Source organism: Catenulispora sp. EB89 (genome assembly GCF_041261445.1).
Lineage (GTDB): Bacteria > Actinomycetota > Actinomycetes > Streptomycetales > Catenulisporaceae > Catenulispora.
The window spans coordinates 1-24,595 of sequence record NZ_JBGCCU010000034.1 but is presented as its reverse complement, the minus strand read 5'-3'; the positions used below and the strand labels follow the sequence as shown (position 1 = coordinate 24,595).

Sequence of the window (24,595 nt, the reverse complement as noted above, 5' to 3'; positions counted from 1 at the left end):
GGGGTCACCGGTGCCAGTTCGCAGAGTACGGTGTGACAGGCGGTGACCGCACGGTTATCGGCGGATGTGGATGATTTTCCGCCTGTACCCCTTACGGGCGTTCGCAGTCGCGAACAGCCGCCGTGTCTGTCAGCAGACGTCTGTCATGCTTCGGATGTCATACCTCGGTCGTCAGGCATCGGTCTCAGGCATCGGTCTCAGGCATCGGTCGTCAGGCATCGGTCGTCAGGCATCGGTCTCAGGCATCGGTGATCGCCCCGAGCCGCTCGACGGCCGCCGCGTACTCCTCGACCAGCTGGTAGATCACCTCCCGCACCGGTCGCACCTCGGTCATCGAGCCGACGATCTGCCCGACCGGCATCCCCATCAGCTCGGTGCGCCCGGCGCGCGCGATCCGGCGGTGCGCCTCGGAGACCAGCATGTACTGCAACGGCATCGGCAGCGCGCCGGGGGAATCAGCGCCTTCCCAGGCGTCGGTCCAGTCGGTGCGCAGCTGGCGGGCCGGCTTGCCGGTGAGCGCGCGGGAGCGGACGGTGTCGCGCGAGGACGCGGCGAGCAGCTTGGGGACCACGCGCGGATCGGTGTCGGCCTCCGCGACCGTCAGCCAGATCGAACCGGTCCAGGCGCCCTGCGCGCCCAGCGCCATCGCGGCCGCGACCTGGCGTCCGTTGCCGATGCCGCCGGCCGCCAGCACCGGGGTGTCCCCGACCGCGTCGACCACCTCGGGGATCAGCACCATGGTGGAGATCTCGCCGGTGTGGCCTCCGGCCTCGGTGCCCTGCGCGACGATGATGTCGACGCCGGAGTCGACCTGCTTGCGCGCGTGGTGCGCGCTGGAGGCCAGGCCCGCGGTGCGCACGTTGTTCCGGTGCGCCAGCTCCACGATGTCGGCGGGCAGCGGGCCCAGCGCGCTGGCCAGCAGCGCGATCGGGTGGTCGAGGGCGACCTCGACCTGCGGCCGCGCGGTGGCGTCGGTCCAGCCCAGGAGCTGGTGGCTGTGGTCGCCGCCGGCGGGGAGGTCGGGCACCTCGTACTTGTCGAGGATGCCCTCGACGAAGTCGCGGTGCTGAGCGGGGATGTAGGACTTGAGCGTCTCCTCCATGCTCGTGCGTGCCGAGTCCTTGGCGGAGACCTCGTCCACGGACGTGGAGACCGAGGCCGGCATGACGACGTCGACGCCGTACGGCTTGCCGTCGGTGTGCGCGTCCAGCCAGCGCAGCTCGGTCTCCAGCTCGTCGGGGGTGAAGTAGACGGCGCCCAGGACGCCCAGGCCCCCGGCCCGGGTGACCGCCGCGACGACGTCGCGGCAGTGGCTGAACGCGAACAGGGGGAATTCGAGGCCCAGGGATGCCGAGAGCGGGGTTCGCATGGTGCGGACGGTAGGGGCCCGCGCGCAAAACTGCAACAGGTTCTAGTAGTCGGATCATAAGATTGAGACAGGCCCTGTTCGCATCGTGGAGCTTGCCGGTACTTGCCGGTACTTGACCGACCTTTGACCTACCGAGCGGCTAGGCTCGCGGGGTGATTTCCTTCGTGCAGGTCGGAAAGACCTACCCGGACGGGACGGTGGCTGTCGCCGCGACCGACCTGACCGCCGAGAGCGGCCGCATCACGGTCCTGGTCGGTCCGTCGGGGTCGGGCAAGACCACCCTGCTGCGGATGGTCAACCGGATGATCGACCCCACCAGCGGCGAGATCCTCATCGACGGGGTGGACGTGCGGTCGAAGTCCGCGCCGGAGCTGCGGCGCGGGATCGGCTACGTGATCCAGAACGCCGGGCTGTTCCCGCACCGGACGGTGCTGGCCAACGTGATGACCGTGCCGCGGCTGCTGGGCTGGTCCCGGGACAGGGCGCGCGAGCGGGCCATGGAGCTGCTGACGACCGTCGGGCTCGAGGAGTCCCACGCCAAGCGCTACCCGTTCCAGCTCTCCGGAGGCCAGCAGCAGCGCGTCGGCGTGGCGCGGGCGCTGGCCGCCGATCCACCGGTGCTGCTGATGGACGAGCCCTTCAGCGCCGTGGACCCGGTGGTGCGCAAGGACCTGCAGACCGAGCTGCTGCGGCTCCAGTCGGAGCTGAGCAAGACGATCCTGTTCGTCACGCACGACATCGACGAGGCGATCCAGCTCGGCGACAAGGTCGCGGTGCTGAACACCGGCGGGGTGCTGGAGCAGTTCGACACCCCGACCGAGCTGCTGGCGCACCCGAAGAACGCGTTCGTGGAGAGCTTCCTGGGACTGGACCGCGGCGTGCGGCGGCTGTCCTTCTTCTCCGCCTCCGGCGTGCCGCTGCGGCCCGAGCCGGTGGTGGCGTTCGACGCCCCGGCCGCCGAGGTGCTGGCGCGCCGCGGTTCGCAACCGTGGCTGCTGGTGGTGGACGGCGAGCACAAGCCGCTGGGCTGGCTGCCGGCCGACCAGGTGCCGGCCGACGGGGACCTGAGCCGGGTACCGGTCGGGGACCTGACGTCCTACGGGCACACGTTCGACGCCGAGACGGACTCGCTGCGCGCGGCGCTGGACTCGGCGATCCTGTCCCCGTCGAGCCGGGCGGTGGGAGTCGGGGACGACGGCCGGGTCATCGGCGTGGCGTCGGTCGAGGAACTGGTGCCGGCGATCAGGACGGCTCAGGGCACGAGTGCTCCGGAGATCGTGCACGGCGCGAGCCCGGATGCCGAGCCGATCGGCGGTTCCGGAATCGGCGACAGTTCTCCGGGCGGCAGCGACAGTGTTTCCGAGATCAGCGACGCTGTTCCGGACACCGGCACCGGCGGGATCGTCAACCCGGCGACCGACCAGATCGGCGGCCAGGTGACCGGCGGCGGCGATTCTGACACCGGCACCGGCGACGACCCGGAGACCGTCTGATGAGGTCCGCGGGCCTGTTCCCCCACATCCCCAGCTACCTGGGCACATACGGTTCGCTGATCCAGCAACAGCTCACGATGGCCCTGCTGTCGGTGCTGTTCGGGCTGATCATCGCGATGCCGGTGGCGCTGCTGTGCGTGCGCTTCCCGAAGATCTACCCGGCGATGGTCGGTTTGCTGACCGTCATCTACTCGCTGCCGTCCATCGCGCTGTTCGTGCTGCTGGTCCCCTCCACCGGACTGACGCAGACCACGGTCATCATCCCGCTGTCGTTCTACAGCCTCGCCGCGCTGGTCCCGAACATCGTCGAGGGCGTGCGCGGGATCCCCGAGGACGTCCGCCTGGCCGCCGTGGCCATGGGCTACACCGGCGCGCGCCGCCTGATCGCCGTGGACCTGCCGCTGGCGGTGCCGCCGATCATGGCCGGGCTGCGGGTGGCGACGGTCGGGAACGTCAGCATGGTCAGCGTCGGCACGGTCATCGGCGTGGGGGCGTTCGGCGCCCTGTTCACGGCGGCGGCGCAGCTGAGCCGGTCGGACCTGGCGATCACCGGCATCGTGGTGATCGTGGCGCTGGCGCTGGCCTGCGACCTGCTCCTGGTGGTCACCCAGCGGCTGCTCACGCCGTGGAACAAGCGGAGGTCGGCGTGAACGTCCTGAGCCAGGCCTGGGGCTGGCTGACCACGGCGGCGAACTGGCACGGGTCCGACGGGATCCCGACCAGGTTCCTGCAGCACTTCGAGTACTCGGTGGAGGCGGTGCTCATCGGGGCTCTGATCGCCTTCCCGCTGGGCCTGCTCACCGGGCACATCAAGCGCGGCGGGCTGCTGGTCACCTCGCTGGCGAACGTGGCCCGCGCGCTGCCGACGCTGGGCCTGGTGGTGCTGCTGGTGGTGGTCATGGGCGTGAAGTTCCGCGCCGTGATGATCCCGCTGGTGGCGCTGACCGTGCCGCCGATCCTGCTGAACACGTACGAGGGCGTGCGGAACGTCGACCCGCAGCTCACCGACGCGGCCAAGGGCATGGGCCTGCGGCCGTGGCAGGTGCTGTGGCGGGCGGAGGTGCCGGCGGCGCTGCCGCTGATCCTGACCGGGTTCCAGTTCGCGGCGGTGAACGCGGTGGCGAACACGGCGATCGCGGCGTACTCGTCGTTCGGGGGGCTGGGGCGGTTCGTGATCGACGGGCTGGCGACGACGGACTACGGGATGGTGGCCGGGGGCGCGATCCTGATCGTGGTCGCGGCGATTCTGAACCTGGTGTTCTTCGCGGTCCTGCGGAAGTTGTTGGTGTCTCCGGGATTGAGGCAGAAGAAACAGACCGTTTAGCGCCAAGCAGGGGGGCCGGCTTTCAGCACGCACGAAGGACGCCCCGCATGAGCAAGACCTCCAGCACCCTGCTGTCGACGACGGCCGCGGCCACCACCCTGGCCGCGGCCGCACTCGCGATCACCGCCTGCACCAGCGGCAACCCGCTGGTCCCGGGCCCGAAAAAGGGCCAGGTGACGGTCGGTTCGGCCAACTTCCCGGAGAACGTGCTGCTGGCGGACATCTACGCCTCGGCGCTGAAGGCGAAGGGCGTGAAGGTCGGCGTCCGGTTCAACGTCGGCAGCCGCGAGGTGCTGTACCAGCAGGTGCAGCAGGGTTCGCTGACGGTGCTGCCGGAGTACAACGGCGCGCTGCTGGCGTATCTGGACTCGAAGACGCGCGCCGCCACCACCGCGGACATCAACGCCGAGCTGCGGGCGTTGCTCCCCGCGAAGCTGGAGATCCTGGACTCCTCCCCGGCCGAGGACAAGAACGCCCTGGTGGTCACCGCCGCGACGGCCGCGAAGGACCACCTGGCGTCGATCGCGGACCTGGCACCGTACGCACCCTCGATGAGCATCGGCGGACCGCCGGAGTTCAAGGAGCGCTACCAGGGCCTGCCTGGCCTGAAGGACAAGTACGGCCTGACCTTCAAGAGCTTCGCCTCCCTCGACACCGCCGGCCCGATCACGGTCAAGGCCCTCGCCGACGGCTCGGTCCAGGTCGCGACCCTGTTCACGACGGACCCGAACATCACCTCGCGCGGCTTCAAGGTCCTGGCCGACCCCGAGCAGGTGTTCACCGCGCAGAACGTGACGCCGCTGGCCTACCGCGACAGCATGACGCCGGTCGCGGTGGCGACGCTGAACGAGGTGTCGGCGAAGCTGGACACGGCGGCGCTGGCGGGGATGATGGCGCAGGTCATGAATCAGAAGCGGGATATCGACGTGGTCGCGGACGACTGGCTGAAGGCGGCGAAGCTGCGGTAGGCGGCAAGGTGTCCGCATCTCGGACACCCCGCGTCCGCCATCCGACACCCCGTGAGACACACCCGCGTCCACATCCCGGGCGCCCCCGCCACGCCACCGCCCGCCCGTGTCAGCATCTGCGCATGTCCGCTCCGCTGCTCGCCTGGTCCGACCGCCCGGTCGACCTGCTGCGCGTGGCGTCCTGCATGTGTACCGGGGCCTTCCCGACCTCGACCTCACATCCCGGACCCCGGAGCAGACATGTCCTCGGCTTTGCAGACGCCCACGCCTGACCTCGAACTCGGCCTCGGCGCCAATCTCGACTACGACGTCGCCGACCCCTTTCTGCGCGACCTCGTCATCCCCGACCGCCCGTTGTGGACCCCGACGCAGCTCAGGGACCTGACCGCGGCGCTGGCCGGCACCTACGCCGACCGCCTCCGCCCGCTGCTGCAGTACACCGAGCCGCAGCGGTGGTGGACGCGGCTGGCGCTGACCCGCGGGGTCGAGGTGTGGCTGCTCAGCTGGCTGCCCGGGCAGGGCACGCGGCCGCACGACCACGGCGGTGCCGCCGGTTCCTTCGCCGTGCTGACCGGCGAGGTGCAGGAGGAGCACCGCTATCCCGGCGGTCCCATCGGGGTCCGGAAGCTACAGGTCGGTGACGGTCTGGGATTCGGCGGCGATCGCGCGCATATCGTCCGGCAAACGGGTATCGGTCCCGCCGCGACCGTGCACGCCTATTCGCCCCCGCTGCTCCCCACCCGGGAGTACGAGAGCCTGGAGGACCTGGTTTGAGTTCCGCGGACGCCTTCCTGGACAAGGCCCGCTCCGGGCTGACGCGCGTCACGCCGGACGAGGCCGACGCCCTGCGTGCCGAGGGTGCGCTGCTGATCGACATCCGGCCGTACGCGAACCGGGAGGCCGAGGGCGAGATCCCCGGCGCGCTGCCGGTCGAGCGCATCCACCTGGAGTGGCGGCTCTCGCCGGACAGCGAGTGGCGCCTGTCCGGCGTCACGGCCGAGTCGCGGGTCATCGTGTTCTGCAACGAGGGCTACGCCTCCAGCCTGGCCGCCCGCGACCTGCAGCTGCTGGGCCTGACGCGGGCCACCGACCTGGTCGGCGGCTTCCGCGCGTGGGCCGCCGCCGGGCTGCCGACCGAGCCGGGCGGCAAGCCGGCGCTGCCGTAAGCAGGTCGGGCCAGGTCGGAGCTAAGTAGGTGCCAAGTCGGTGCCGGTTCGGGGCCAGGTCCGAGCCGGGTCGGAGCCCCGATCGACCACGCTCCACCCGACCGCGTAACGCGGATGGCCGAAGCAGCACTGAACCCTCGGCCACAGCATCTTGATCCAGACCGGGCCGGTCGCAGCCACAAACGGTCTCGAAAAGGTCTCGAAACGGCTTTGTGGGAAGGCTGCCGCTGTCGGCGGCGGTTGCTAGGTTCGACATGTCTATGTGTCTGGAGGGGAATTAACATGCAACTTCGTACTACTGGTTCCAAGACCCGGGTCGTCGGCGGAGCCCTCGCGCTCGCGCTGGCCGCCACCGGCGCCCTGAGCGCCTGCTCGTCGAGCGCCAAGAGCGGCTCGAAGGTGACCGTGGCCTCGGCGGCGTTCCCTGAGAACGCGCTGCTCATGGAGATCTACGCCCAGGCACTCGAGGCCAAGGGCATCTCCGTGGAGCGCAAACCCAACGTGGGGCAGCGCGACGTGTTGTTCCAGCAGTTGAAGTCGGACTCGATCACCGTCGTCCCGGAGTACAACGGCGCCCTGCTCGCCTACCTGGACAAGACCGCGACCGAGACCACCCAGGCCGCCGTGGACTCCGCGGTGAGCGCGAAGCTGCCGAGCAACCTGGAGATCCTCAACCCGGCCGCCGCCCAGGACAACGACTCGCTCGTGGTCACCCAGGCGCTGGCGACGAAGGACAACCTGAAGAACATCTCAGACCTCGCGCCGTACGCCAAGGACCTGGTCATCGGCTCGGCGCCGGAGTTCAAGACGCGCCAGCAGGGCCTGCTCGGCCTGCAGAGCGTCTACGGGCTGTCCTTCAAGGACTTCAAGGCGCTGGACAACTCCGGCCCGCAGACCGTCTCCGCGCTCCAGCACGGCGACGCCCAGGTCGTCGACCTGTACAGCACCACCCCGGCCATCAAGACCAACGGCTTCGTGGTGCTCAACGACGACAAGGGCCTGTTCGGCGTGCAGAACGTGGTCCCGCTGGTGGACAAGAAGAACCTGCCGCAGGCCGGCGTGGACGCGCTGAACGCGGTGTCGGCCAAGCTGGACACCACGACGCTGACCTCGCTCCTGGAGCAGGTCGTCACCGAGCACAAGGACCCGTCGGACGTGGCCAAGACGTGGCTGACGTCCGTGGGCCTGGGCAAGTAATCGGTGGCCAGTAGTAACTAGTAGCACTGCGAAACGACAGTCAGGGCCGGAGGCGAACATCACCTCCGGCCCTGACTGATCCTCGAGCAAACCCCGAATCAACCACCTGACCGCTTTACGGCAGCTTGTCCTTATGGCCCGACTTCGAGATCAGCGCCATCAGCTCCCCGACCGCCGCGGTCGGCAAATTCTTGGCCAAATCCGCGACCCCGACCACGCCGACCAGCTTCCCGCCGGACACCACCGGCAGCCGCCGGATCCGGTGGCGGCCCATGGTCTCCACCGCGTTCGTCACCGGGGCGTCGGCGTCGACGGTGTGGATCCCGCCGCGCATCATCTCCCCGGCCTGCCGGACGGTCGGGTCGTCGTTCGCCGCCATCGCCTCGACCACCAGGTCGCGGTCGGTGAGCATGCCCAGCAGCTTGCCCGCGCCGTCGACCACCGGCACGCAGCCGACGTCCTCGTCGCGCATCACCCGGGCCACGTGCACCAGGTTGTCCGATTCCAGCACCGACTTGGGTGCCTCGGTCATCACATCGCGGACCGTGACCATACATCCTCCTGCTGCGGCAACCGCACCGAAAAGACAGAGCTGTCCCCGATTAGCTTGGCCTTCGCCGACCCTGGCCGCTTTGTCATAATCTGCCAGACGGGTTACTGGTCGCCGAGGCCCCATCACCCGCCGTAGGTACTCCAAACGGGTTATCCTCCCTTGGCGAGCCATGAAGTAGCCTTCACGGGGCGCGACAAGGGGGGAGCCACACCATGACCGAGGCCGTCACGACGGCCCTGGCCGGAGCCAACCCGCTCCCGGCGCCGAAGGTGACGCTCCCCCGGGAGCTCATCCGCGTGCTGAGGGTGTGGCCGGACTGGCTGTTCGGGATGCTGGCCTCGATGGGCATGGGCCTGGCCACCGGCGCCTTCCTGTACTGGGACCCCTTCGGGCACCAGGTGCGCGATCCGCTGACCCTGATCGTCACCACCGTGCTGACCGCGGTCGCCGACGCCTCGCTGACCAACCAGCTGGCCGCCGAGCCCGAGTGGGCCATCAGGGTCCTGTCCGGCGGCGGCGACCCGGCGCGCATGCTGCGCGTGCGCAACCAGGTGCTCTACATCTTCGAGGCCGGATTCGCCTTCGGCGTCGCCGGCCTGGTGATCCTGCTGACCAAGGACCACCACTGGGTCAAGCACAACTGGCCGATCATCGCCGAGCTGCCGCTGGCCCCGATCGCCGCCGGCAACCTGGCCTCGGTGCTGTTCCCGTGCCCCTTCATGCGGCTGCGCCACCGGCTGCAGGCCACGACCACCTGGCCGCGCTGGGGCGCCTACATAGGCATCCCGTTCGCGCTGACCTCGCTGGGCACCGCGACCGTGATGGGCTTCCCGGCCTGGATGGAACAGCAGGTCAAGCACTCCGCCGAGCGCATGCACCACCGGCCGTCCTGGCTGACCTCGGACAACATCCACTACGCGACCTGGCTGGTCGCGGTCCCGGTGCTGAACCTGCTGATCTGGGCGATCGCCCTGAAGACCGCCGACAGCCTGGCCCACCTGCGCCGGCGCCATCTGGTCACGCTGATGCGCAAGCACTCCGAGCTGGCCCTGGGCATGGAAGACATCTCGCTGTGGCAGGCGGTCAAGGCCCTGCCGGCCAACCTGAGGACCATCCCGTCCGAGGTGCACCAGGCCGCCAGCGCCGAGATCGAGGAGGTCCGCCAGGTCGGCGGGCACATAGACCGGGGCCTGGAGCACGCGCTGGCCCGGCAGGCCGCGAAGATCCGCGCCAAGCGCGCCGCGGAGCAGAACGCCGGAACCGCATGACGGGCAATCCCAGGCGTTGGCTGCCCGCCGCGGTGGTCGTCCTCGCCGTCGCGGCGATGGCGGTCGCCTCCCGCCCCGACGGTCCGCTGAACCCCGGCGTCGGCTCCGGCCTGTGGGAGGGCGCGCGGCCGGCGATGGCGCTGGGCGCCGTGATCGTCCTGGTCATCGTGGCCACGAACTTCGCCAAGCACCGCGACGACGGCTACGGCGTCCTGCACCGGGCCGGCACGGCCACCGCGGTGCTGCTCGCGGCGGCCGCCATCCTCACCCCGATAGGCCTGGTGTTCCTCGGCCGCAAACCCCAGCCTCCGCCGCCGAATCCGAACGCCCCGAACAGCGCGTCCGGCACGCGCACCCCCAAGATCGACCCCGGCGTGACGCTGAAGCCGGCCACCGGCCGCCCCGGCGCGCCGATCGCCGCCTGGATCGTGCAGACCGTGCTGGTCCTCGTCGTCGCGGCGGCGGTCGCGCTGGTCGCCTACGTACTGTTCCGGCTCCTGTGGCGCCGCTGGGCGATCAAGCCGGTGGCGACGGTCGACTTCGAGCCGCTGGCCCCCGAGCTCGAACAGCTCGCCGAGGCCGTCGCGGCCGGGACTGAAGCGCTGGAGTACGAGGGCGACGCCCGCGAGGCCGTCATCGCCTGCTATTCGGCGATGGAGCTGGCGGTCAGCGCCGGCGGCGGACTGCGGCGCGCGACCGACACCCCCGAGGAGTTCCTGCGCCGGGTCACCGCGGCGCAGCTCATCCCCGAGGCGCCGGCCCGCGACCTCACCGACCTGTTCCGCGAAGCCCGCTTCTCGCACCACCCGATCGCCGAGAGCCACCGGGACGCGGCGCGCGAGGCGTTGCGCGCGATCTCCGAGCATCTGCGGGAGCGCGCGGAGGCCTTGGAAGCCGCGAACGAGCGAATCAGGGCTGCTGCGGCGGCGGCGTCGGCAACGGCGTCCGCATCGGCATCGGCGGCGACGTCGGCAAAGACCTCCGGGAGGGGCTGATGGACGGACTGTCCCGCGTCGAGCGCCGCCGGTGGATCGCGATCGGTGTCGCGCTGGCCGCGATGACCGCCGTGGTCGGCTCGGTGGCCGAGCTGGTCCTCGGCACCCGGTGGCTGGGCCCGGCCCTCGGCGCCTGCGTCGCGGCCATCGTGCTCGGCGCCTGGTACACCGTGTCCGGCCGCACCCTCGGAATGGACGCCGAGGTCCGCGAGCGCGTGCTGGAGCGCCACTACATCGGCGTGGCCTGGTACGGCTCCATGCTCCGCAACACCCGCGAGCGCGGCGGCTACGAACGCGGGCTGCGCCGGGAGCTGACCCGGCTGGCGGCGGCGCGCGTGGCCGAGAAGCACGGCGTGAACCTGTACCGGAACCCGCAGGCCGCCGCGCAGCTGATCGGAAAAGATCTGTGGCCGCTGGTCGATCCGGCGGCGATCACGAGTACCGCCGCCACCCCGGGCGCGAACCCGCCCAAGGGCAGGCCCGCCGAAGTCCCGATCCGTGCGGTCGCCGAGCTGATCGAGCGGCTGGAGCGGATGTGAGCGGGCAGCCAGACCAGACCAGAGGAGAACCGATGTCCGACGACCTGACCCCCGAGCAGACCTGCCGCAAGGCGCTCGCCGTGCTGGACGAGGTGGAGAAGGCCGTCGTCGGCAAGCGCGCCGCCCTGGAGCTGGTCCTGCTCGGCGTGCTGGCCGGCGGGCACGTGCTGATCGAGGACCTGCCCGGGCTCGGCAAGACCCTGATGGCCCGGTCCTTCGCCACCGCCCTGGGCCTGGACTTCACGCGCATCCAGTTCACCCCGGACCTGCTGCCCTCGGACGTCACCGGCGCCCCGTTCTACGACCAGCGCGGCGGCGACATGGTGTTCCGGCCGGGCCCGGTGTTCACCCAGCTGCTGCTGGCCGACGAGATCAACCGCACGCCGCCGAAGACCCAGGCCGCGCTGCTGGAGGCGATGGGCGAGGGCCAGGTGTCGGTGGACGGCAAGTCGCACCTGCTGGACCCGGCCTTCGTGGTCCTGGCCACCGACAACCCGATCGAGTACGAAGGCACCTACGCGCTGCCCGAGGCCCAGCTCGACCGGTTCCTGCTGCGGGTCCGGATGGGGTACCTGCCGCCGACCGACGAGGCCGCCATGCTGCTGCGCCGCCTGGACCGCCGGGCCGAGAAGGTGGAGCTGGAGCGGATCGTCGACGCCCCCGAGCTGCTGGCGATGCGCGCCTCGCTGGAGACCGTGGAGGTCTCCGCCGACGTCGTGGACTACGTCGTGGCCCTGGTCAACGCCACCCGCGCGGCGACACAGGTGCAGGTCGGCGCGAGCCCGCGCGGCGGCCTGGCGCTGGTGCAGCTGGCGCGGGCGCGCGCGGTGCTGTCGGGGCGCGACTACGTGATCCCCGAGGACGTCAAGGCCGTCGCCGTCCCGGCGCTGGCGCACCGGATCAGCCTGCGGCCGGAGCTGTGGGTGCGGCGGGTGTCGGCGGACGAGGTCGTGGCCTCGCTGCTGGCCGCGACGCCGACGCCGCGGACGCTGCCGCGGCAGCAGGACGCCGTGGTCGGGAGCTCGCCGACCCAGAGCCCGGAGCCGGCCCAGAAGCCGGCTGGCGCGCACCGATGAGCCAGCCCCAGCCCGGATCCCAGCCCGGATCCCAGCCCGGCCCGGCGGCCAAGTCCACGCCGTCGAAACCCACCGCCCCGGCCGTCTGGCGGCCCTCGCAACGCGCCGCCCGGCTGCTGACCGCGACCATCTGCGCGGTGGTCCCGGCGGTGGTGTTCGGCGCGTGGTGGTGCGTGCCGCTGGCCGCGGTGCCGCTGCTGATGCTCACCGCGCACACCGGCACGCATCCCAAGCGGATCCGCGCCGAGGTCGACGTCCCCGATCGCCGCTGCTTCGAGGGTGAGATCCTGACCGCGACCATCCGGCTGGCCGCCGACGCCGCCGCGGGCTGGACCCGCCAGGAGTACCTGCCCCCGCGCTCCCGCGACGACCACGGCTTCGGCGGGGCTCCGGCGCCCTCCGGCGTGACGCTGGAGTCGCTGGAGCTGACCGGCGGCGTGATCACCGCGAAGCTGCTGGTCCCGCGCTGGGGCCGGTGGTCGCTCGGCGCGGTCGCGATCGACGTCCACGACACCGCCGGGCTCCGGCTCACCTCGCTGCACGCCGACCTCGGCGAGGTCGAGGCCTTCCCGGTCCCGGCCCCCGACGAGACGACGCTGGCCCCGGTGCGCTTCCCGGACCGCTTCGGCGAGCACTCGGCGCGCACGCCGGGCGAGGGCGTGGAGTTCATCCAGGTGCGGCCCTACGTGTTCGGCGACCGCCAGCGCCGGATCAACTGGCCGGCCACCACCCGGCGCCGCGAGCTGCAGGTCAACACCTTCGAGGCCGAGCGCGCCGCGGAGGCGGTGGTGGTCGTGGACGCGCTGTCCGACCTGCCGCAGCCGCCGGATCCGGCCAACCCGCGTCCGCGCTCGACGCTGGACACCGCGGTGCGCGGCGCGGCGGGCCTGGCGCAGGCGTACCTCAAGGCGCACGACCGGATCGGCCTGGTCACGCTGTCCGGCCGCGTGCAGTGGCTGACGCCGGGATCGGGCAACGGATACCTGTACCGGATCGCGCAGACGGTCATGGACCTGCGCAAGGACTTCACGTACGAGATCGGCGGGCTGAGCCGGGTCCCGACCCGCGTGCTGCCGCGCGGGGCGATGGTCTACGTCTTCAGCCCGCTGCTCGACCCCGGCGTGGTCGAGGCGATCAGCGAGCTCTCCGACCGCGGGCACCCGCTGGTGGTGATCGACGTGCTGGCGCACGAGCCGGCGCCGACCACCGGCGCCAAGCCGGACCATCTGGACGCGCTGGCGCTGCGGCTGTGGCGGCTGGACCGGCAGGCGGTGCGGTTCGTGCTCGGCGAGTTGGGGGTGCCGGTGGTGACGTGGGACGGGATCGAGCCGCTGGATCTGGCGCTGGCTCCGTTGCAGCAGGCGCCGTTGGCCGGGAGGACGCGATGAGCGCGGCAGGCGAGGGCGGCGGCACTGGTGGCGTTGCCGGCGCTGGCGCTGCTGGCGCTGGTGTTGTTGGCGCTGGCGCTGGCGCTGCCGGCGCTGGTGTTGCCGGCACAGGCGCTGCCGGCACTGCCGGCACTGCCGGCATTGACGCCGGCGGCGGCGGTCTCGTCGACGGCCTCCTCGTCAGCCCGCTGTTCTGGGCCGCCTACGGCGTCGTGATGGCCGTGATGGGCACCCGGGTGCCGATGTGGACCTGGCCGCCGAAGGCGGAGTCGGTCGTGGAGCTGACGTTCTGCGTCGTGGTGTTCGCCGTCCTCGCGCAGCCGTACACCGGGCGTCCGGTCCTGGCGTCCATGCGCATCCACCACGTGGCGACCGTGCATCGCAACACGCTGCTGGTCGGCGCGTTCGTGGTGCTGGTCGCCTGCGAGAAGCCGCAAGCGTGGGCCGCCGGCGTCGACGCCGTGCTGCTGGCCGGCTACCTGCTGTTGACCGACGTGCTCACCATCCCGCCGGGAGTGCTGCGGCGGACCGCCTCCCCGGCGTTCCTGATCACGCTGGCCGCGCTGATCGCGGGGGCGACCGCGCTGGTCGCGCTGCCGGCGTCGAGCGGGGCGTACCGGCCGGTCCTGGTCGCGATCGCCGGGGCGGCCGCGGTCGGCGCCGCATTGGCGACCGCCTTCGGGAGCGCCGAGGAACGGCGGGTAGGCTCCGCGGGAGAACCAAACGCCAAAACTGGGCCAATTGAAAGCTAGGGACAGGTCCTCCGAATGACTACGCTGACCTCCGGCGCCATCAAGCGCTACCGCGTGATGGCGCTGTTCACCGGCACCATGCTGCTGATTCTCACCTTCGTGGTCATCCCGCTGCAGCTGTGGGCCCACAACAAGACGCTGGAGAAGCCGGTCGCGATCATCCACGGCTACGGCTACATGCTGTACCTGATCGTGGCGCTCGACCTGTGTCTGCGGGCCCGGTACAAGCCGATCCGCACCATCTTGATCCTGCTGGTCGGCGTGGTGCCGTTCCTGGCCTTCTACTACGAGCGGATCGTCGTGAAGGACACGCAGCGGCTGCTCGCCGAGGCGCAGGAGCGCGCGGCGAAGAAGAAGGCCAAGACCGCGGCGAAGGCGGCGCGGACCAAGGCCGCGGTCGCCGTCGGCGCGCAGGGCGGGGACGCTACGGCGCCGTCGCCGGAGCCTGCTCAGGCGGAGTGAGCTCTTCGAGCTCTTCCTCTTCGTCGCCTTCCTCGGCCTCGTCCTCTTCTTCGGGCGGGGCCGGGTTCGCGAGGCGGCGGACGTAGATGACGAACCAGCACAGGCCCACCACGCCGAACAGCCACCACTGCAACGTGTAGCCGACGTTGAGGATGTACCAGGACGAGGTGTTCGGCGGCGCCGGAGCCGGGATCGCGGTGAGCGTCCCGTCGTCCGGGCCGGCCGGCGTGACGCCGGTCTGGTTGACGTACGCCTGGTCCAGGTCGGTGTACGGCCAGGTGTTCACCAGCGTCGCCACGTCCACCGAGGCGATCAGGTGCGCCGGGTCCTTGGCGGCCACGTCGGCCGCGTCCGGCGGAGCGCCGTCGGCGGGCTCCTCGGCGGACAGCCAGCCGGTGACGGTGACCTGGCCGGACGGAGTCGGCGGCGGCGTGATCCGCTGCGCCGACCAGCCCCGGCTGACGACCACGACGCTGCCGTCGGAGAGCTTCAGCGGCGCGATGACGATGTAGCCGATCCGGCCGTCCGGGAAGCGGCGGTCCGGAACCAGGAGCTGGTGCGCGCCGTCGAAGACCCCGGAAACACTGACCGCGTGCCCGATGGCGTCGTCGGTGGCCGGGGAGCCGTCCTTGAGGAGCTGGGCCAGCGGGGCCGGCGTGACGTACGCCGCGGCGGCCTGCGGGCTCAGCTTGTGCGTGCGGTGCGCTCGCGACCACTGCCACATGCCCAGGCCGACGAAGGCCACGGTGAGCACGATCAGGGCCGTGATCGCCGCCAGCCAGGCGGGTCGGAACAGGAAGCGGTACTTCATCGCCCCCAGCTTCCCACGGCTGTGAGAGCGGTAAGAATCGGGTCGCTTTTCGGCACGAAAGCGCGGCTCCTACTCCGTAGTGAGTCACGGAGGGAATACTCTGAGTGCGACGGAAGGTGTCGGTCTCGATGCCGCCATGCCGACGCCCGGTGGTCACCACGGCGCGGCGACACCATGATCCTGCACAATGAACTGGGCTTTCGGATACGCCGGAGCCGGTATTCCCCGCGTTGGAGGTGACGTGCACGCGCAGGAACCGCGGCCGCAGCAGCCGGCCGCGCCGGGGCGTCCCCGCGCGCCCAAGGACGACGACGCCCGCATCGTCGAACGCCTCCAACGCTCCCTGCTCCCCTCCGTCCTGGAGGTCAAAGGCCTGGTGACGGCCGCCGAGTACGTCCCGGCCGCGCGCCACCACAACGTCGGCGGCGACTGGTACGACGTCTTCGAACCGGTCCCGGGCACCGTGACCTGGGTCATCGGCGACGTCGCCGGCCACGGCTTCGGCGAGGCGGTGGTGATGGCGCAGCTCCGCAACGCGCTGCGCGCCTACGCCCTGGACACGGACGACCCGGCGGAGATCCTGCGCCGCCTGGACCGCTTCGTCTCGGCGTATCTGCCGAACGACACGACCGCGACCGCCTGCGTCCTGGTCCTGGACCGCGCCACCGGCCGCGTCCGCTACAGCGGAGCGGGACACCCGCCACCCCTGCTGGTGGTCGAGCGCGCCGGCGCCTACGTCACGCACTGGCTGGACCAGGCGAAAGGCCTGCCGCTCGGGGTCCGCGAGAACGAGCACCGCCCGGTCGCGCAGTTCACCCTGGTGCCCTCGGACACCCTGGTGCTGTACACCGACGGCCTGGTCGAGAAGCCCGGCGACGACATCGAGGACGGCATGGAGCGGCTACGCATGGCAGCGCAGCTGGTGTGCGCGGAGTCGCCGGAGACGGTGTGCCGGCACCTGATGCTGCTGCCCGGCGAGGCGTACGCAGGGGACGACAGGGCCCTGCTGGTCAGCCGCATAAGCTGAGCGGGCATCAGCGCCATGTCCCGGCGCGCGAGGTACGCCTGTCGCAGGCGCCTAAAGTGAGCGCATGTACGCGACGCGACCGGTAGACCTCGACTTCCTGAACACAGCCCCCATCCGCCTGTCCTTCTCCGGCACGCTCACCGCCGCGCCGAAAGCGGTCTTCGACGCCATAGCCCACGACGTGTCCGACCTCCCGCGCTGGTACGGCGCGGTGGCGGAGGCGCAGTACGGCGGCCCGGGCCCCTTCGGCGTCGGCACGAAACGCCGGGTCCGCCTGGTCGGCGGCGTGACCTTCCACGAGCAGATCCTCGCCTGGGACACGCCCGACCGCTACGCCTACCGCATCGAGCGCACCACCGTCCCCGGCATCCGCGCCATGGCCGAGCAGTGGGCAGTCCTGGACACCCCCGCCGGCACCCGCGTCGTCTGGACCATGGCCGTGGACGCGGCACTCCCGACCGCCGCCGCGGTCCGCGCCTCAGCCCCGGGGATCGCACTGGCCACGCGGCGGGCACTGGGGCGGCTGGACCGGATGCTCGGCGCGGCCGCGTAGCGCTGCGCCGATCGGGCGGTTAAGGCGCGCGAGTACTTCATTCGGGCCTTGACGATCTGGGATCATTGAGCCGAGGGTGGTGAGACCCCCGCTTAGGTTCTTGTGGACGTGGCAACGCTCCTGGTTGGAGGGTTGTTGTGGGGTTTGAGGTTCGGGTGGATCGGGTTCCTCGGGGTGGGCCCGGCGATCGGTTGTGGGCGGGGCGGGCGGAATACTTCCGTCTTGTGGATCAAGGTTTGAGCAATGGTGCGGCGTGTCGGGCGGGTTGGGGTGAACCCGCGGACCGGTCGGGAGTGGCGCAACGGCCGGTCCGATCCGCGGAGGGCTGTTCGTGCCGATCTGTTGCAGGGCGCGGTGCATTCGGGCCGGTTCCTCGACGAAGTCGAACGGCTGACGATCGCGGGCCTGTTGGACGCGGGGGCGTCGGTGCGGTCGATCGCGGCCGAGTTGGGCCGGGCGGCCTCGACGGTCAGCCGGGAGTTCCGGCGCGACCGGCACCCGACCAGCGGGCAGTACCGCCCGCGGTCGGCCCGGACCCGGGCTGAGTCCCGGCGTCCCCGACCCAAGCCCCGGAAGATCGACGTGTTCCCGGAACTGCGGGCGTTCGTGGTGGCCGGCCTGGCCCGCAAGTGGAGCCAGGAGCAGATCTGCGAGGCTCTGTGTATGGAGTTCCCCGACCGCCCTGAGCTGCACCTGGCCATCGAGACCGTGTATCAGGCTTTGTATGTGCAGGGTCGCGGTGAGCTGCGCCGGGAGCTGGCCGAGGCGCTGCGCACCGGTCGGATCCGGCGCCGGCCGCGTCGTCAGGTCGGCACGCGGCAGCCGCGGTTCACCGACCCGATGGTGATGATCTGCGACCGTCCCGCCGAAGTGGAGGACCGGGCGGTCCCCGGCCACCGGGAGAGCGACCTGATCATCGGCAAGGGGCAGAAGTCGCAGATCGGTACCCTGGTCGAGCGCTCCACCCGGTACGTCATGCTGGTGCACCCGCCCGCCGACCGCACCGCCGAGACGATGCGCGCCGCGCTGACCGCGACCGTGCAGACCTTGCCCGCTCATCTGGTCCGGTCGCTGACCTGGGACCAGGGCGCCGAACTCGGCGGACACAAGGCATACACGATCGACACCGGCGTCCCGGTGTACTTCTGCGACCCCGGCAAACCGTGGCAGCGTGCCTCGAACTAGAACACGAACGGCCTGCTGCGCCAGTACTTCCCGAAAGGCACCGACCTAGCCGTCCACAGCCCAGACCACCTCGCGACCGTCGCCGCCGAACTCAACAGCCGACCCCGCAAAACCCTGGACTGGCAAACCCCCGCCCAACAACTGGCTACGCTCCTCTGAACACATTGTCACCCGTTGCGACAACCCCACGAATCCGCCCCGGATGGGGCGGGGTGAAAGAACGAGTCGGCCGAAACCCCGACCCCGCCGCCGTCCCGCCCGCCCCCGCCTGGCACCATGTCTGGTGCCATGCCGACCGCCGAGCCATCGCAGCCGCCACCGCCGCCGACCCTGCGCGCCGCGCGCGCCGTGGTCTTCGCGGCGCTCTGCGTGCTCGTCGGCGCGGTCGGTCACGACGCGTTCTCCGTCGGCGCGATCCCCGGGTGGGCGCTGCTCGTCGGCGGGGCGGCCGTGGTGCTGGTCGTGGCGCCGCTCACGCAGCGTGAGCTCGGGCTGCCGACCATCCTCGTGCTGATGGCCGGCGTGCAGGTCGGCCTGCACGAGCTCTTCGCCGCCGCCCAGCGCGGCGCCGACCCCATGAGCATGCCGATGGCGATGCCGCCGCGCGGCGAGTTCTGGTGCGGGCACACCGAGCCGGCCGGCGTCACCCAGGCGATGCAGAACGTTGCCACGCACGCCACCGCGGCGCAGCCGCAGCACTCGATGACCGGCGGCATGCTGGCCGCGCACGTCGTCGCCGCGCTGGTCGCCTCCTGGTGGCTGCGGCGCGGCGAGGCGGCGGTGTGGTCGCTGGCCCGGACGCTCGGCCTGGCACTGATCGCGCCGCTGGTGCTGCTGGTCGTCGCGCTCGTGGCGTGGACGCCTGCGCGCCGCGCCGTCGCGATCACCACGCACACCCCGGCGCGCCTCGGCCCGGGCCGGCTCCTGCGCTTCGACCTGGCGCGGCGCGGTCCGCCGATGACGGCCGCCGCACTCGCCTGACACACGTCGGGACTCGTCAAAAAAGTTCCCCGGCACGCCTGTCCGACGCGATGCGGCCTCCCAACACCGTCATCGATCCGCCACGCCCGAAAACCGCGTGGCCCATCCCCTGGATAGGCATGTCCACGAAGCTCACCTCCGGCACGCGCCGGACCACCGTCCTGCTCGCCACCGCGGCCGTCTCGCTGGTCGCCGCGGCCTCGGTCGCCGAAGCGCACGTGACCGTGAACCCCAACACCGAACCGCAGGGCGGCTACACCAAGGTCTCCTTCCGCGTCCCGAACGAGGAGGCGAACGCCTCGACCACCAGCCTGGAGGTCGACATCCCGGTCGACCACCCGATCGCCTCGGTCTCGGTACGGCCGGTGCCCGGTTGGACCGCGACCGCGACCACCAGCCAGCTCGCGACCCCGATCAAGACCGACGACGGCCAGGTCACCCAGGCCGTGTCCAAGATCGTCTGGACCGGCGGCAAGATCGACCCGGGCCAGTTCCAGGAGTTCGACGTCTCGCTCGGCCCGCTGCCGAAGGACACCGACAAGATCGTCTTCAAGGCGCTCCAGACGTACTCCGACGGAAACGTCGTGCGCTGGATCGACGTCCAGCAGCCCGGCCAGGCTGAGCCCGACCACCCGGCCCCGGTGCTGCATCTGACGGCGGCGGCCGCGACGGGCACCGGCACTGGCACCACCACCGGCGCCCCGACCACCGCGCCCTCGGTCAGCCTGGCCGCCGACGCGAACGCGGCCGCGAACGCCAAGTCCGCCAGCACCAGCGACACCGCCGCCCGCACCCTCGGCATCGCCGGCCTCGGCATCGGCGTCCTGGGCTTCGGCACCGCGATCGTGGCCGTGCGCCGCAAGAACAACCAGCCCTCCTGACCCCGACAGCCTGACCCCGACATCCCGACCCGGAGAGAAGAAGAAATGAACCCGCGGTCCACCCGGATCGCACGCCTCGTCCCGATGGCGGCCGCCATCGGGGCGCTGGCCGTGCTCAGCACCGCCTGCGCCAGCCCCTCCCAGGAGGTCGCGCAGGTTTCCCAGGTCTCCTCGCAGCAGTCCAAGTACAAGGGCACCGAGCTGGGGATCCCCACCCCGATCCCGCCGGTCACCCTGACCGACTTCAACGGCAAGCCCTACGACCTGAAGGCCAACGCCGCAGGCAAGCTCACCCTGGTCTACTTCGGCTACACCCACTGCCCCGACGAGTGCCCGACCACCATGGCCGACCTGGCCTCGGCCCTGCGCCTGATCCCCGCCGACACCCGCGCGAAGGTCCAGGTCGTCTTCGTCACCACCGACCCCGACCGGGACACCGGCCCGGTGATGAAGGCCTGGCTAGGCAAGTTCGACCCCTCCTTCATCGGCCTGACCGGCACCGTGGCGCAGGTCGACAACGCCGCCAAGCTCGCCGCGACGCCGGTGGAGCCGCCGAAGAAGAACCCGGACGGCTCGATCGAGGTGGACCACGGCACCCAGGTCAACGCCTTCGGCACCGACGGCCTCGCGCACGTCGTCTGGCTCTCCGGCGTCGCGCCGAAGGACATCGCCCACGACATCACGCTCCTGTCATGATCCTCCCACTGAAGGCCGGCGCGTTCATCGCCCCGGTGGCGGTGCTCGCCGCCGGCGCCGGCCTGCTGCTGTGGTCCGGCGGCGACGCCGAGGCGCGCTCGGCGAAGCTGGCGGTGAGCGACGCCTACGTCCGCGAGCCGGCCAACCCGGCCGAGGCGGCGGCGTACTTCACCATCGCCAACAAGGGCGGCGGGGACGACACGCTGACCGGCGTCACGGCCTCCACCGGGCATGCCACAATGCACACCACCAACGGCGCGCTGATGGTCGCCCTCTCCTCGGCCCCGGTCCCCGCGCACGGCAGCCTGGACTTCTCCCCCGGAGGCAACCACCTCATGATCGACGATCCGGGCCCCCTCAAGCCGGGGACGACGGTGCGGCTGACGTTGACGTTCGCCGCGTCCGGGCCGATCACCGTGACCGCGCCGGTGATCGGGATCCTCGACCCGGCACCGGGCCAGTGACAACCGCTTCGACCGCGGCTGGCAGCGGCGGCGGCGCGCGCGGCAACGCACGCGCCGTCGTGCGCGGCGGCGCACACGGCGACCGCGGCAACCGAGGCGATCGCAAAGGCCTTATACGCAGCCGCGCCGTCGCCGTCCTCACAGCAGTCCTCTGCGTCTGGGGCCTGGCCGTCGCCCCCGCCGCCTCCGCGCACGCCACCGTCGTCTCGACCGACCCGGCCGACGGCGCGGTGCTCCCCACGGCCCCGGCCCGCGTCACCGTCACCTACAACGAAGCCGTCTCGCTCCAACTCGGCGCGCTGCGCGTCTTCGCCCCCGACGGATCGCAGGTCGAGATCGGCTCGGCCGACCACCTCAGCGGCCAGCCGCGCACCGCGAGCGTGCCGCTGAAGTCCGGCCTGAAGAACGGCACCTACGTCGTCTCCTGGCGCGTCATCTCAGCGGACTCCCACCCGGTGCGCGGCGCTTGGACGTTCTCCATCGGCACCACCTCCGCACCGAACTCCGGCGGCGCCGAAGCCGCGCCGAGCGGTTCGCGCACCGTCGGCATCGTCTACGGCGTCGCCCGCTGGCTCGCCTACCTCGGCTTCGCCGCGCTCGGCGGCGGCGCACTACTACTCATAGCCTTCGCGCCCAAGCTCGCACACGACCGCCGACTGCGCCTGCTGATCGGCGGCGGCTGGTTCGCGCTGCTGCTCGGGACGGTCGCGAGCCTGCTGTTGCAGGGTCCTTACGGCGGCGGGTTCGGCCTCGGCCGCACCTTCGACGTGGATGTCCTGCGCGCCACCCTCCACACCCGGCTCGGCACCGCGCTGGCCTGGCGCCTGATCCTGCTCGGCGCGGCCGGGGTGATGGTGTCGTGGATCGCGACGCGGCTCGCCGAAGCCTCGGTACGGACACGCCAAGCCGCCGGCGGCCTCGGCGCGGCGGTCGCCGTCGCACTGGCCGTGACCTGGTCCATCGCCGACCACTCCGGCACCGGCTCGCAGGTCGCGCTGGCGTTGCCGGCCGACGTGCTGCACCTGCTGGCGATGGCGACGTGGATCGGCGGACTGGCCGCGCTGGCCGCCTCCGTCCTCGGACCGCAGCTCGCGGGGATCGACGACGAGGAACGCCTGAAGCTGGTCCGCCGCTTCTCGACCACGGCTTTCACCGCCGTCTGCGTCCTCGCCGCCACCGGCGTCTACCAGGGCTGGCGCCAGGTCCGGCACTGGGACCTGCTGTTCAACACCGACTACGGCCGGATGCTGATCATCAAGTCCAGCATCTTCCTGGTGCTGATCGCGCTGGGCTTCCTGGCGCGGCGGATCCTGGCGGCAACGTCGCCGGATCTGGCCCGGCTGCGGCGCTCGGTGGCGGCCGAGTTCGGCCTGGCGATCGTCGTGCTGGCGGTGACGGCGCTGCTCGTGGAGTCGCAGCCGGCCTCCGAGACCGCGCCGAAGGCCGGCCCGGTGACCATCTCGTCCCCGTTCAACACCGGGTCCGCCAACGGGACCGGCACCGTCGACGTCACCCTCGACCCGGCGCGCGTCGGCGCGGACCAGATGCAGATCACGGTCCTGGACAAGACCGGCAAGCCGGAGTCCGTGCCCGAGGTCGACGCCTCGCTGGCGCTGCCGGCACAGCAACTCGGGCCGATCAAGATCACCCTGCAGGCCGCCGGACCGGGCCACTACACCGCGAGCAACGTGCTGGTGCCGATGTCCGGTGCGTGGCAGGTGCTGGTGACGGTCCGGACCACCGACATCGACCAGGCGACGGTCATCCTGAACGTCGCCGTGGGCAAGTGAGAACATCAATGATCGAAGACACCACCGAAACCCCGACCGCCGCTTCCCGCACGCGTCCGAGCCGCCGCGCCATCCTCACCGTCGGCACCACCGGCATCGGTGGCGTGGCGGTCGGCGCGGCGGCCTCCGCACTTCTCCTCGACGACAACAGCAGCGGCAACAACCGCGGCAACGGGCACTCCGCGACTCCCGCCGGCGGCCTCGTCGTAGGCCTCGGCACCACGGCCGTCGCCACCCCCTTCCCGCACCAGGCGGGCATCTCCGTCCCCGCGACCCAGCAGGGCCACGGCACCGTCGCCGCGTTCGACCTCGTCCCGGGCGCCGACGCCGCTCACCTCAAAGCCCTGATGCAGTCCTGGACCGCCGCCATCGCCGACCTCACCGCCGGCCGCACCCCGAGCGGCGACGCCGACACCACCGCGCTCGGCAGCGGCCCCTGCTCCCTCACCATCACCGTCGGCTTCGGCCCCTCGCTGTTCGGCAAGGCCGGCCTCGACCCCGCCTCCCGGCCGCCGCAGCTCGCCCCGCTGCCCGCCTTCCGCGCCGAGAAGCTCGATCCGGCACGCAGCGACGGCGACCTCGGCGTGGTCCTGGCCGCCGACGACGCACTCGTCGTCTTCCACGCACTGCGCACGCTCACCCGCCTCGCCGCCGGAACGGCCAAGCCGCGCTGGATCATGTCCGGCTTCTCCCGCGCGCCGGGTTCCTCCCCCGACCCCACCGCGACCGGCCGCAACCTGATGGGCCAGATCGACGGGACCAACAACCCCACCCCCGCGCAGCCGGACTTCGTAAGCAAGGTCTACGTCGCCCCCGACGCCCCGACGACGTGGATGCGCGGCGGCTCCTACCTCGTGTTCCGCCGTATCAGAATGCTGCTGACATCCTGGGACGCGCAGACCACCGCCGACCAGGAGCGGGTGATCGGCCGACACAAGTCCACCGGCGCCCCCCTGTCCGGCGGCGTCGAGCACACCCCGGTCAACCTCGCGGCACAGAACCCCGACGGCTCCCTGGCCATCCGCGGCGACGCACACATCCGCCTGGCCGCCGCAGCCAACAACGGCGGCGCCGCCATGCTCCGCCGCGGCCTGAGCTACGACGACGGCCTCACCCCCGACGGCGAGCCCGACGCCGGCCTGCTCTTCCTGGCCTGGCAGTCCGACCCCAACCACGGCTTCACCCCAGTCCAACAGCACCTGACGCGCGACATGGACGCCTTGAACCGCTTCACCACACACGAGACCAGCGCCTTGTTCGCGATGGTGCCGGCGCCGCAGGCCGGCGGGTATCTAGGGCAGGCTTTGCTCGATCCGGCGGGAGGGTGACGGCGCTCCTGGTTGTGTGGGTGCCGGGTGCGGTGCGGCTGGTCCGTGGTTTACAGGCGATTTTTAGGCGCTGCTGGCCTATGTGTGGGTGCTGGTGGTTGCGGGTGGGTGTCGCGGGTGCGGTTTGTTTGTGGGTTGACAGTCAAGGGCTTTTTGACGGCTTCGCAGGGTTTTAGCTTGCCGTTTAACCCCAGAAGGCTATCAAGGCTCTGATGCTGTTTCGGAACCAGGTTGAGCTTGTCGTTTAACCTTTTCGGCGGGGTTTGGTGCCCTTCTTGTGGTGTTCGGGTCTGGCGTAGGCCTCGCCGGTCGCAAGGACCCGGCCGACG

26 protein-coding genes and 1 pseudogene are annotated in these 24,595 nt (G+C 71.3%); 24 read left to right on the top strand and 3 right to left on the bottom strand.

All coding sequences use genetic code 11. The features are described from left to right. Nucleotides 1-238: 238 nt before the first annotated feature. Nucleotides 239-1,369: an NAD(P)H-dependent flavin oxidoreductase gene (locus ABH920_RS44060; protein WP_370355308.1), complete on the bottom strand. Its 1,131-nt coding sequence runs from the start codon at nt 1,367-1,369 to the stop codon at nt 239-241. Nucleotides 1,370-1,521: 152 nt separating this feature from the next. Here ABH920_RS44060 and ABH920_RS44055 point away from each other — a divergent pair, with 152 nt between their 5' ends. The 7 genes from ABH920_RS44055 to ABH920_RS44025 all read left to right on the top strand — a co-directional run bounded on the left by ABH920_RS44055 (nt 1,522) and on the right by ABH920_RS44025 (nt 7,517). Beyond that, on the top strand, nt 1,522-2,862 hold the full coding sequence (locus tag ABH920_RS44055; protein WP_370355307.1) for an ABC transporter ATP-binding protein: 1,341 nt from the start codon (nt 1,522-1,524) through the stop codon (nt 2,860-2,862). Beyond that, complete coding sequence (locus tag ABH920_RS44050; RefSeq protein WP_370355306.1) at nt 2,862-3,512, top strand: ABC transporter permease; 651 nt, start codon at nt 2,862-2,864, stop codon at nt 3,510-3,512. The genes ABH920_RS44055 and ABH920_RS44050 overlap by 1 nt, the downstream gene beginning before the upstream one ends. Next, a complete protein-coding gene (locus tag ABH920_RS44045) occupies nt 3,488-4,186 on the top strand; it encodes an ABC transporter permease (protein ID WP_370355305.1) in 699 nt (232 codons plus the stop codon). Before ABH920_RS44050 ends, ABH920_RS44045 begins: the two co-directional genes overlap by 25 nt. A gap of 47 nt (nt 4,187-4,233) precedes the next feature. Beyond that, nucleotides 4,234-5,154, top strand: a complete 921-nt coding sequence (locus tag ABH920_RS44040; protein WP_370355304.1) for an ABC transporter substrate-binding protein — start codon at nt 4,234-4,236, stop codon at nt 5,152-5,154. A 240-nt stretch (nt 5,155-5,394) separates the two neighbouring features. Then, nucleotides 5,395-5,928 (top strand): cysteine dioxygenase family protein, encoded by a 534-nt coding sequence (locus ABH920_RS44035; RefSeq protein WP_370355303.1) that lies wholly within the window; start codon nt 5,395-5,397, stop codon nt 5,926-5,928. After that, nucleotides 5,925-6,320, top strand: a complete 396-nt coding sequence (locus ABH920_RS44030; RefSeq protein ID WP_370355302.1) for a rhodanese-like domain-containing protein — start codon at nt 5,925-5,927, stop codon at nt 6,318-6,320. The genes ABH920_RS44035 and ABH920_RS44030 overlap by 4 nt, the downstream gene beginning before the upstream one ends. Nucleotides 6,321-6,602: 282 nt before the next feature. Further along, nucleotides 6,603-7,517, top strand: a complete 915-nt coding sequence (locus tag ABH920_RS44025; RefSeq protein ID WP_370355301.1) for an ABC transporter substrate-binding protein — start codon at nt 6,603-6,605, stop codon at nt 7,515-7,517. Between the two features lie 115 nt (nt 7,518-7,632). On the opposite strand, the gene ABH920_RS44020 is transcribed toward ABH920_RS44025, so the two are convergent. Beyond that, nucleotides 7,633-8,070 (bottom strand): CBS domain-containing protein, encoded by a 438-nt coding sequence (locus ABH920_RS44020; RefSeq protein WP_370355300.1) that lies wholly within the window; start codon nt 8,068-8,070, stop codon nt 7,633-7,635. A 212-nt stretch (nt 8,071-8,282) separates the two neighbouring features. Here ABH920_RS44020 and ABH920_RS44015 point away from each other — a divergent pair, with 212 nt between their 5' ends. From ABH920_RS44015 to ABH920_RS43980, 8 genes are read left to right on the top strand one after another with little or no spacing between them, the layout of a single operon-like run. Next, on the top strand, nt 8,283-9,338 hold the full coding sequence (locus ABH920_RS44015) for a hypothetical protein (protein WP_370355299.1): 1,056 nt from the start codon (nt 8,283-8,285) through the stop codon (nt 9,336-9,338). Continuing rightward, entirely contained in the window at nt 9,335-10,333 is a 999-nt protein-coding gene (locus ABH920_RS44010) for a DUF4129 domain-containing protein (RefSeq protein ID WP_370355298.1), read from the top strand. The genes ABH920_RS44015 and ABH920_RS44010 overlap by 4 nt, the downstream gene beginning before the upstream one ends. Continuing rightward, entirely contained in the window at nt 10,333-10,872 is a 540-nt protein-coding gene (locus ABH920_RS44005; RefSeq protein ID WP_370355297.1) for a hypothetical protein, read from the top strand. The genes ABH920_RS44010 and ABH920_RS44005 overlap by 1 nt, the downstream gene beginning before the upstream one ends. A gap of 32 nt (nt 10,873-10,904) precedes the next feature. Continuing rightward, a complete protein-coding gene (locus ABH920_RS44000) occupies nt 10,905-11,948 on the top strand; it encodes an AAA family ATPase (RefSeq protein ID WP_370355296.1) in 1,044 nt (347 codons plus the stop codon). Next, the gene (locus ABH920_RS43995) at nt 11,945-13,336 is read left to right on the top strand and encodes a DUF58 domain-containing protein (RefSeq protein WP_370355295.1); all 1,392 of its coding nucleotides are present in this window, start codon (nt 11,945-11,947) and stop codon (nt 13,334-13,336) included. The genes ABH920_RS44000 and ABH920_RS43995 overlap by 4 nt, the downstream gene beginning before the upstream one ends. 27 nt (nt 13,337-13,363) lie before the next feature. Beyond that, entirely contained in the window at nt 13,364-13,552 is a 189-nt protein-coding gene (locus ABH920_RS43990) for a hypothetical protein (RefSeq protein ID WP_370355294.1), read from the top strand. Beyond that, nucleotides 13,552-14,088, top strand: a complete 537-nt coding sequence (locus tag ABH920_RS43985; RefSeq protein WP_370355293.1) for a hypothetical protein — start codon at nt 13,552-13,554, stop codon at nt 14,086-14,088. Before ABH920_RS43990 ends, ABH920_RS43985 begins: the two co-directional genes overlap by 1 nt. A 15-nt stretch (nt 14,089-14,103) precedes the next feature. Continuing rightward, nucleotides 14,104-14,550 (top strand): DUF3817 domain-containing protein, encoded by a 447-nt coding sequence (locus ABH920_RS43980; RefSeq protein ID WP_370355292.1) that lies wholly within the window; start codon nt 14,104-14,106, stop codon nt 14,548-14,550. On the opposite strand, the gene ABH920_RS43975 is transcribed toward ABH920_RS43980, so the two are convergent. Further along, nucleotides 14,513-15,361 carry an SURF1 family protein gene (locus ABH920_RS43975; RefSeq protein WP_370355291.1) on the bottom strand — a complete coding sequence of 283 codons (849 nt, stop codon included), beginning with the start codon at nt 15,359-15,361 and terminating at the stop codon, nt 14,513-14,515. The genes ABH920_RS43980 and ABH920_RS43975 overlap by 38 nt on opposite strands. A 241-nt stretch (nt 15,362-15,602) precedes the next feature. Between ABH920_RS43975 and ABH920_RS43970 the strand changes: the two genes are divergently transcribed. From ABH920_RS43970 to ABH920_RS43930, 9 genes and pseudogenes are all read left to right on the top strand, one after another. Further along, nucleotides 15,603-16,388: a PP2C family protein-serine/threonine phosphatase gene (locus ABH920_RS43970; protein WP_370355290.1), complete on the top strand. Its 786-nt coding sequence runs from the start codon at nt 15,603-15,605 to the stop codon at nt 16,386-16,388. A gap of 64 nt (nt 16,389-16,452) precedes the next feature. Continuing rightward, the gene (locus tag ABH920_RS43965; protein ID WP_370355289.1) at nt 16,453-16,941 is read left to right on the top strand and encodes an SRPBCC family protein; all 489 of its coding nucleotides are present in this window, start codon (nt 16,453-16,455) and stop codon (nt 16,939-16,941) included. Nucleotides 16,942-17,184: 243 nt separating this feature from the next. Continuing rightward, nucleotides 17,185-18,285, top strand: a pseudogene (locus tag ABH920_RS43960) (IS30 family transposase). Nucleotides 18,286-18,402: 117 nt separating this feature from the next. Next, nucleotides 18,403-19,107, top strand: a complete 705-nt coding sequence (locus ABH920_RS43955; RefSeq protein WP_370355288.1) for a hypothetical protein — start codon at nt 18,403-18,405, stop codon at nt 19,105-19,107. Between the two features lie 119 nt (nt 19,108-19,226). Further along, the gene (locus tag ABH920_RS43950) at nt 19,227-19,988 is read left to right on the top strand and encodes a YcnI family protein (RefSeq protein WP_370355287.1); all 762 of its coding nucleotides are present in this window, start codon (nt 19,227-19,229) and stop codon (nt 19,986-19,988) included. Nucleotides 19,989-20,033: 45 nt separating this feature from the next. Further along, nucleotides 20,034-20,684: an SCO family protein gene (locus ABH920_RS43945; protein WP_370355286.1), complete on the top strand. Its 651-nt coding sequence runs from the start codon at nt 20,034-20,036 to the stop codon at nt 20,682-20,684. Next, nucleotides 20,681-21,148, top strand: a complete 468-nt coding sequence (locus ABH920_RS43940) for a copper chaperone PCu(A)C (RefSeq protein WP_370355285.1) — start codon at nt 20,681-20,683, stop codon at nt 21,146-21,148. Before ABH920_RS43945 ends, ABH920_RS43940 begins: the two co-directional genes overlap by 4 nt. Continuing rightward, nucleotides 21,145-22,938, top strand: a complete 1,794-nt coding sequence (locus ABH920_RS43935; RefSeq protein WP_370355284.1) for a FixH family protein — start codon at nt 21,145-21,147, stop codon at nt 22,936-22,938. Before ABH920_RS43940 ends, ABH920_RS43935 begins: the two co-directional genes overlap by 4 nt. 8 nt (nt 22,939-22,946) lie before the next feature. Continuing rightward, complete coding sequence (locus ABH920_RS43930; RefSeq protein ID WP_370355283.1) at nt 22,947-24,266, top strand: Dyp-type peroxidase; 1,320 nt, start codon at nt 22,947-22,949, stop codon at nt 24,264-24,266. Nucleotides 24,267-24,595 lie beyond the last annotated feature (329 nt).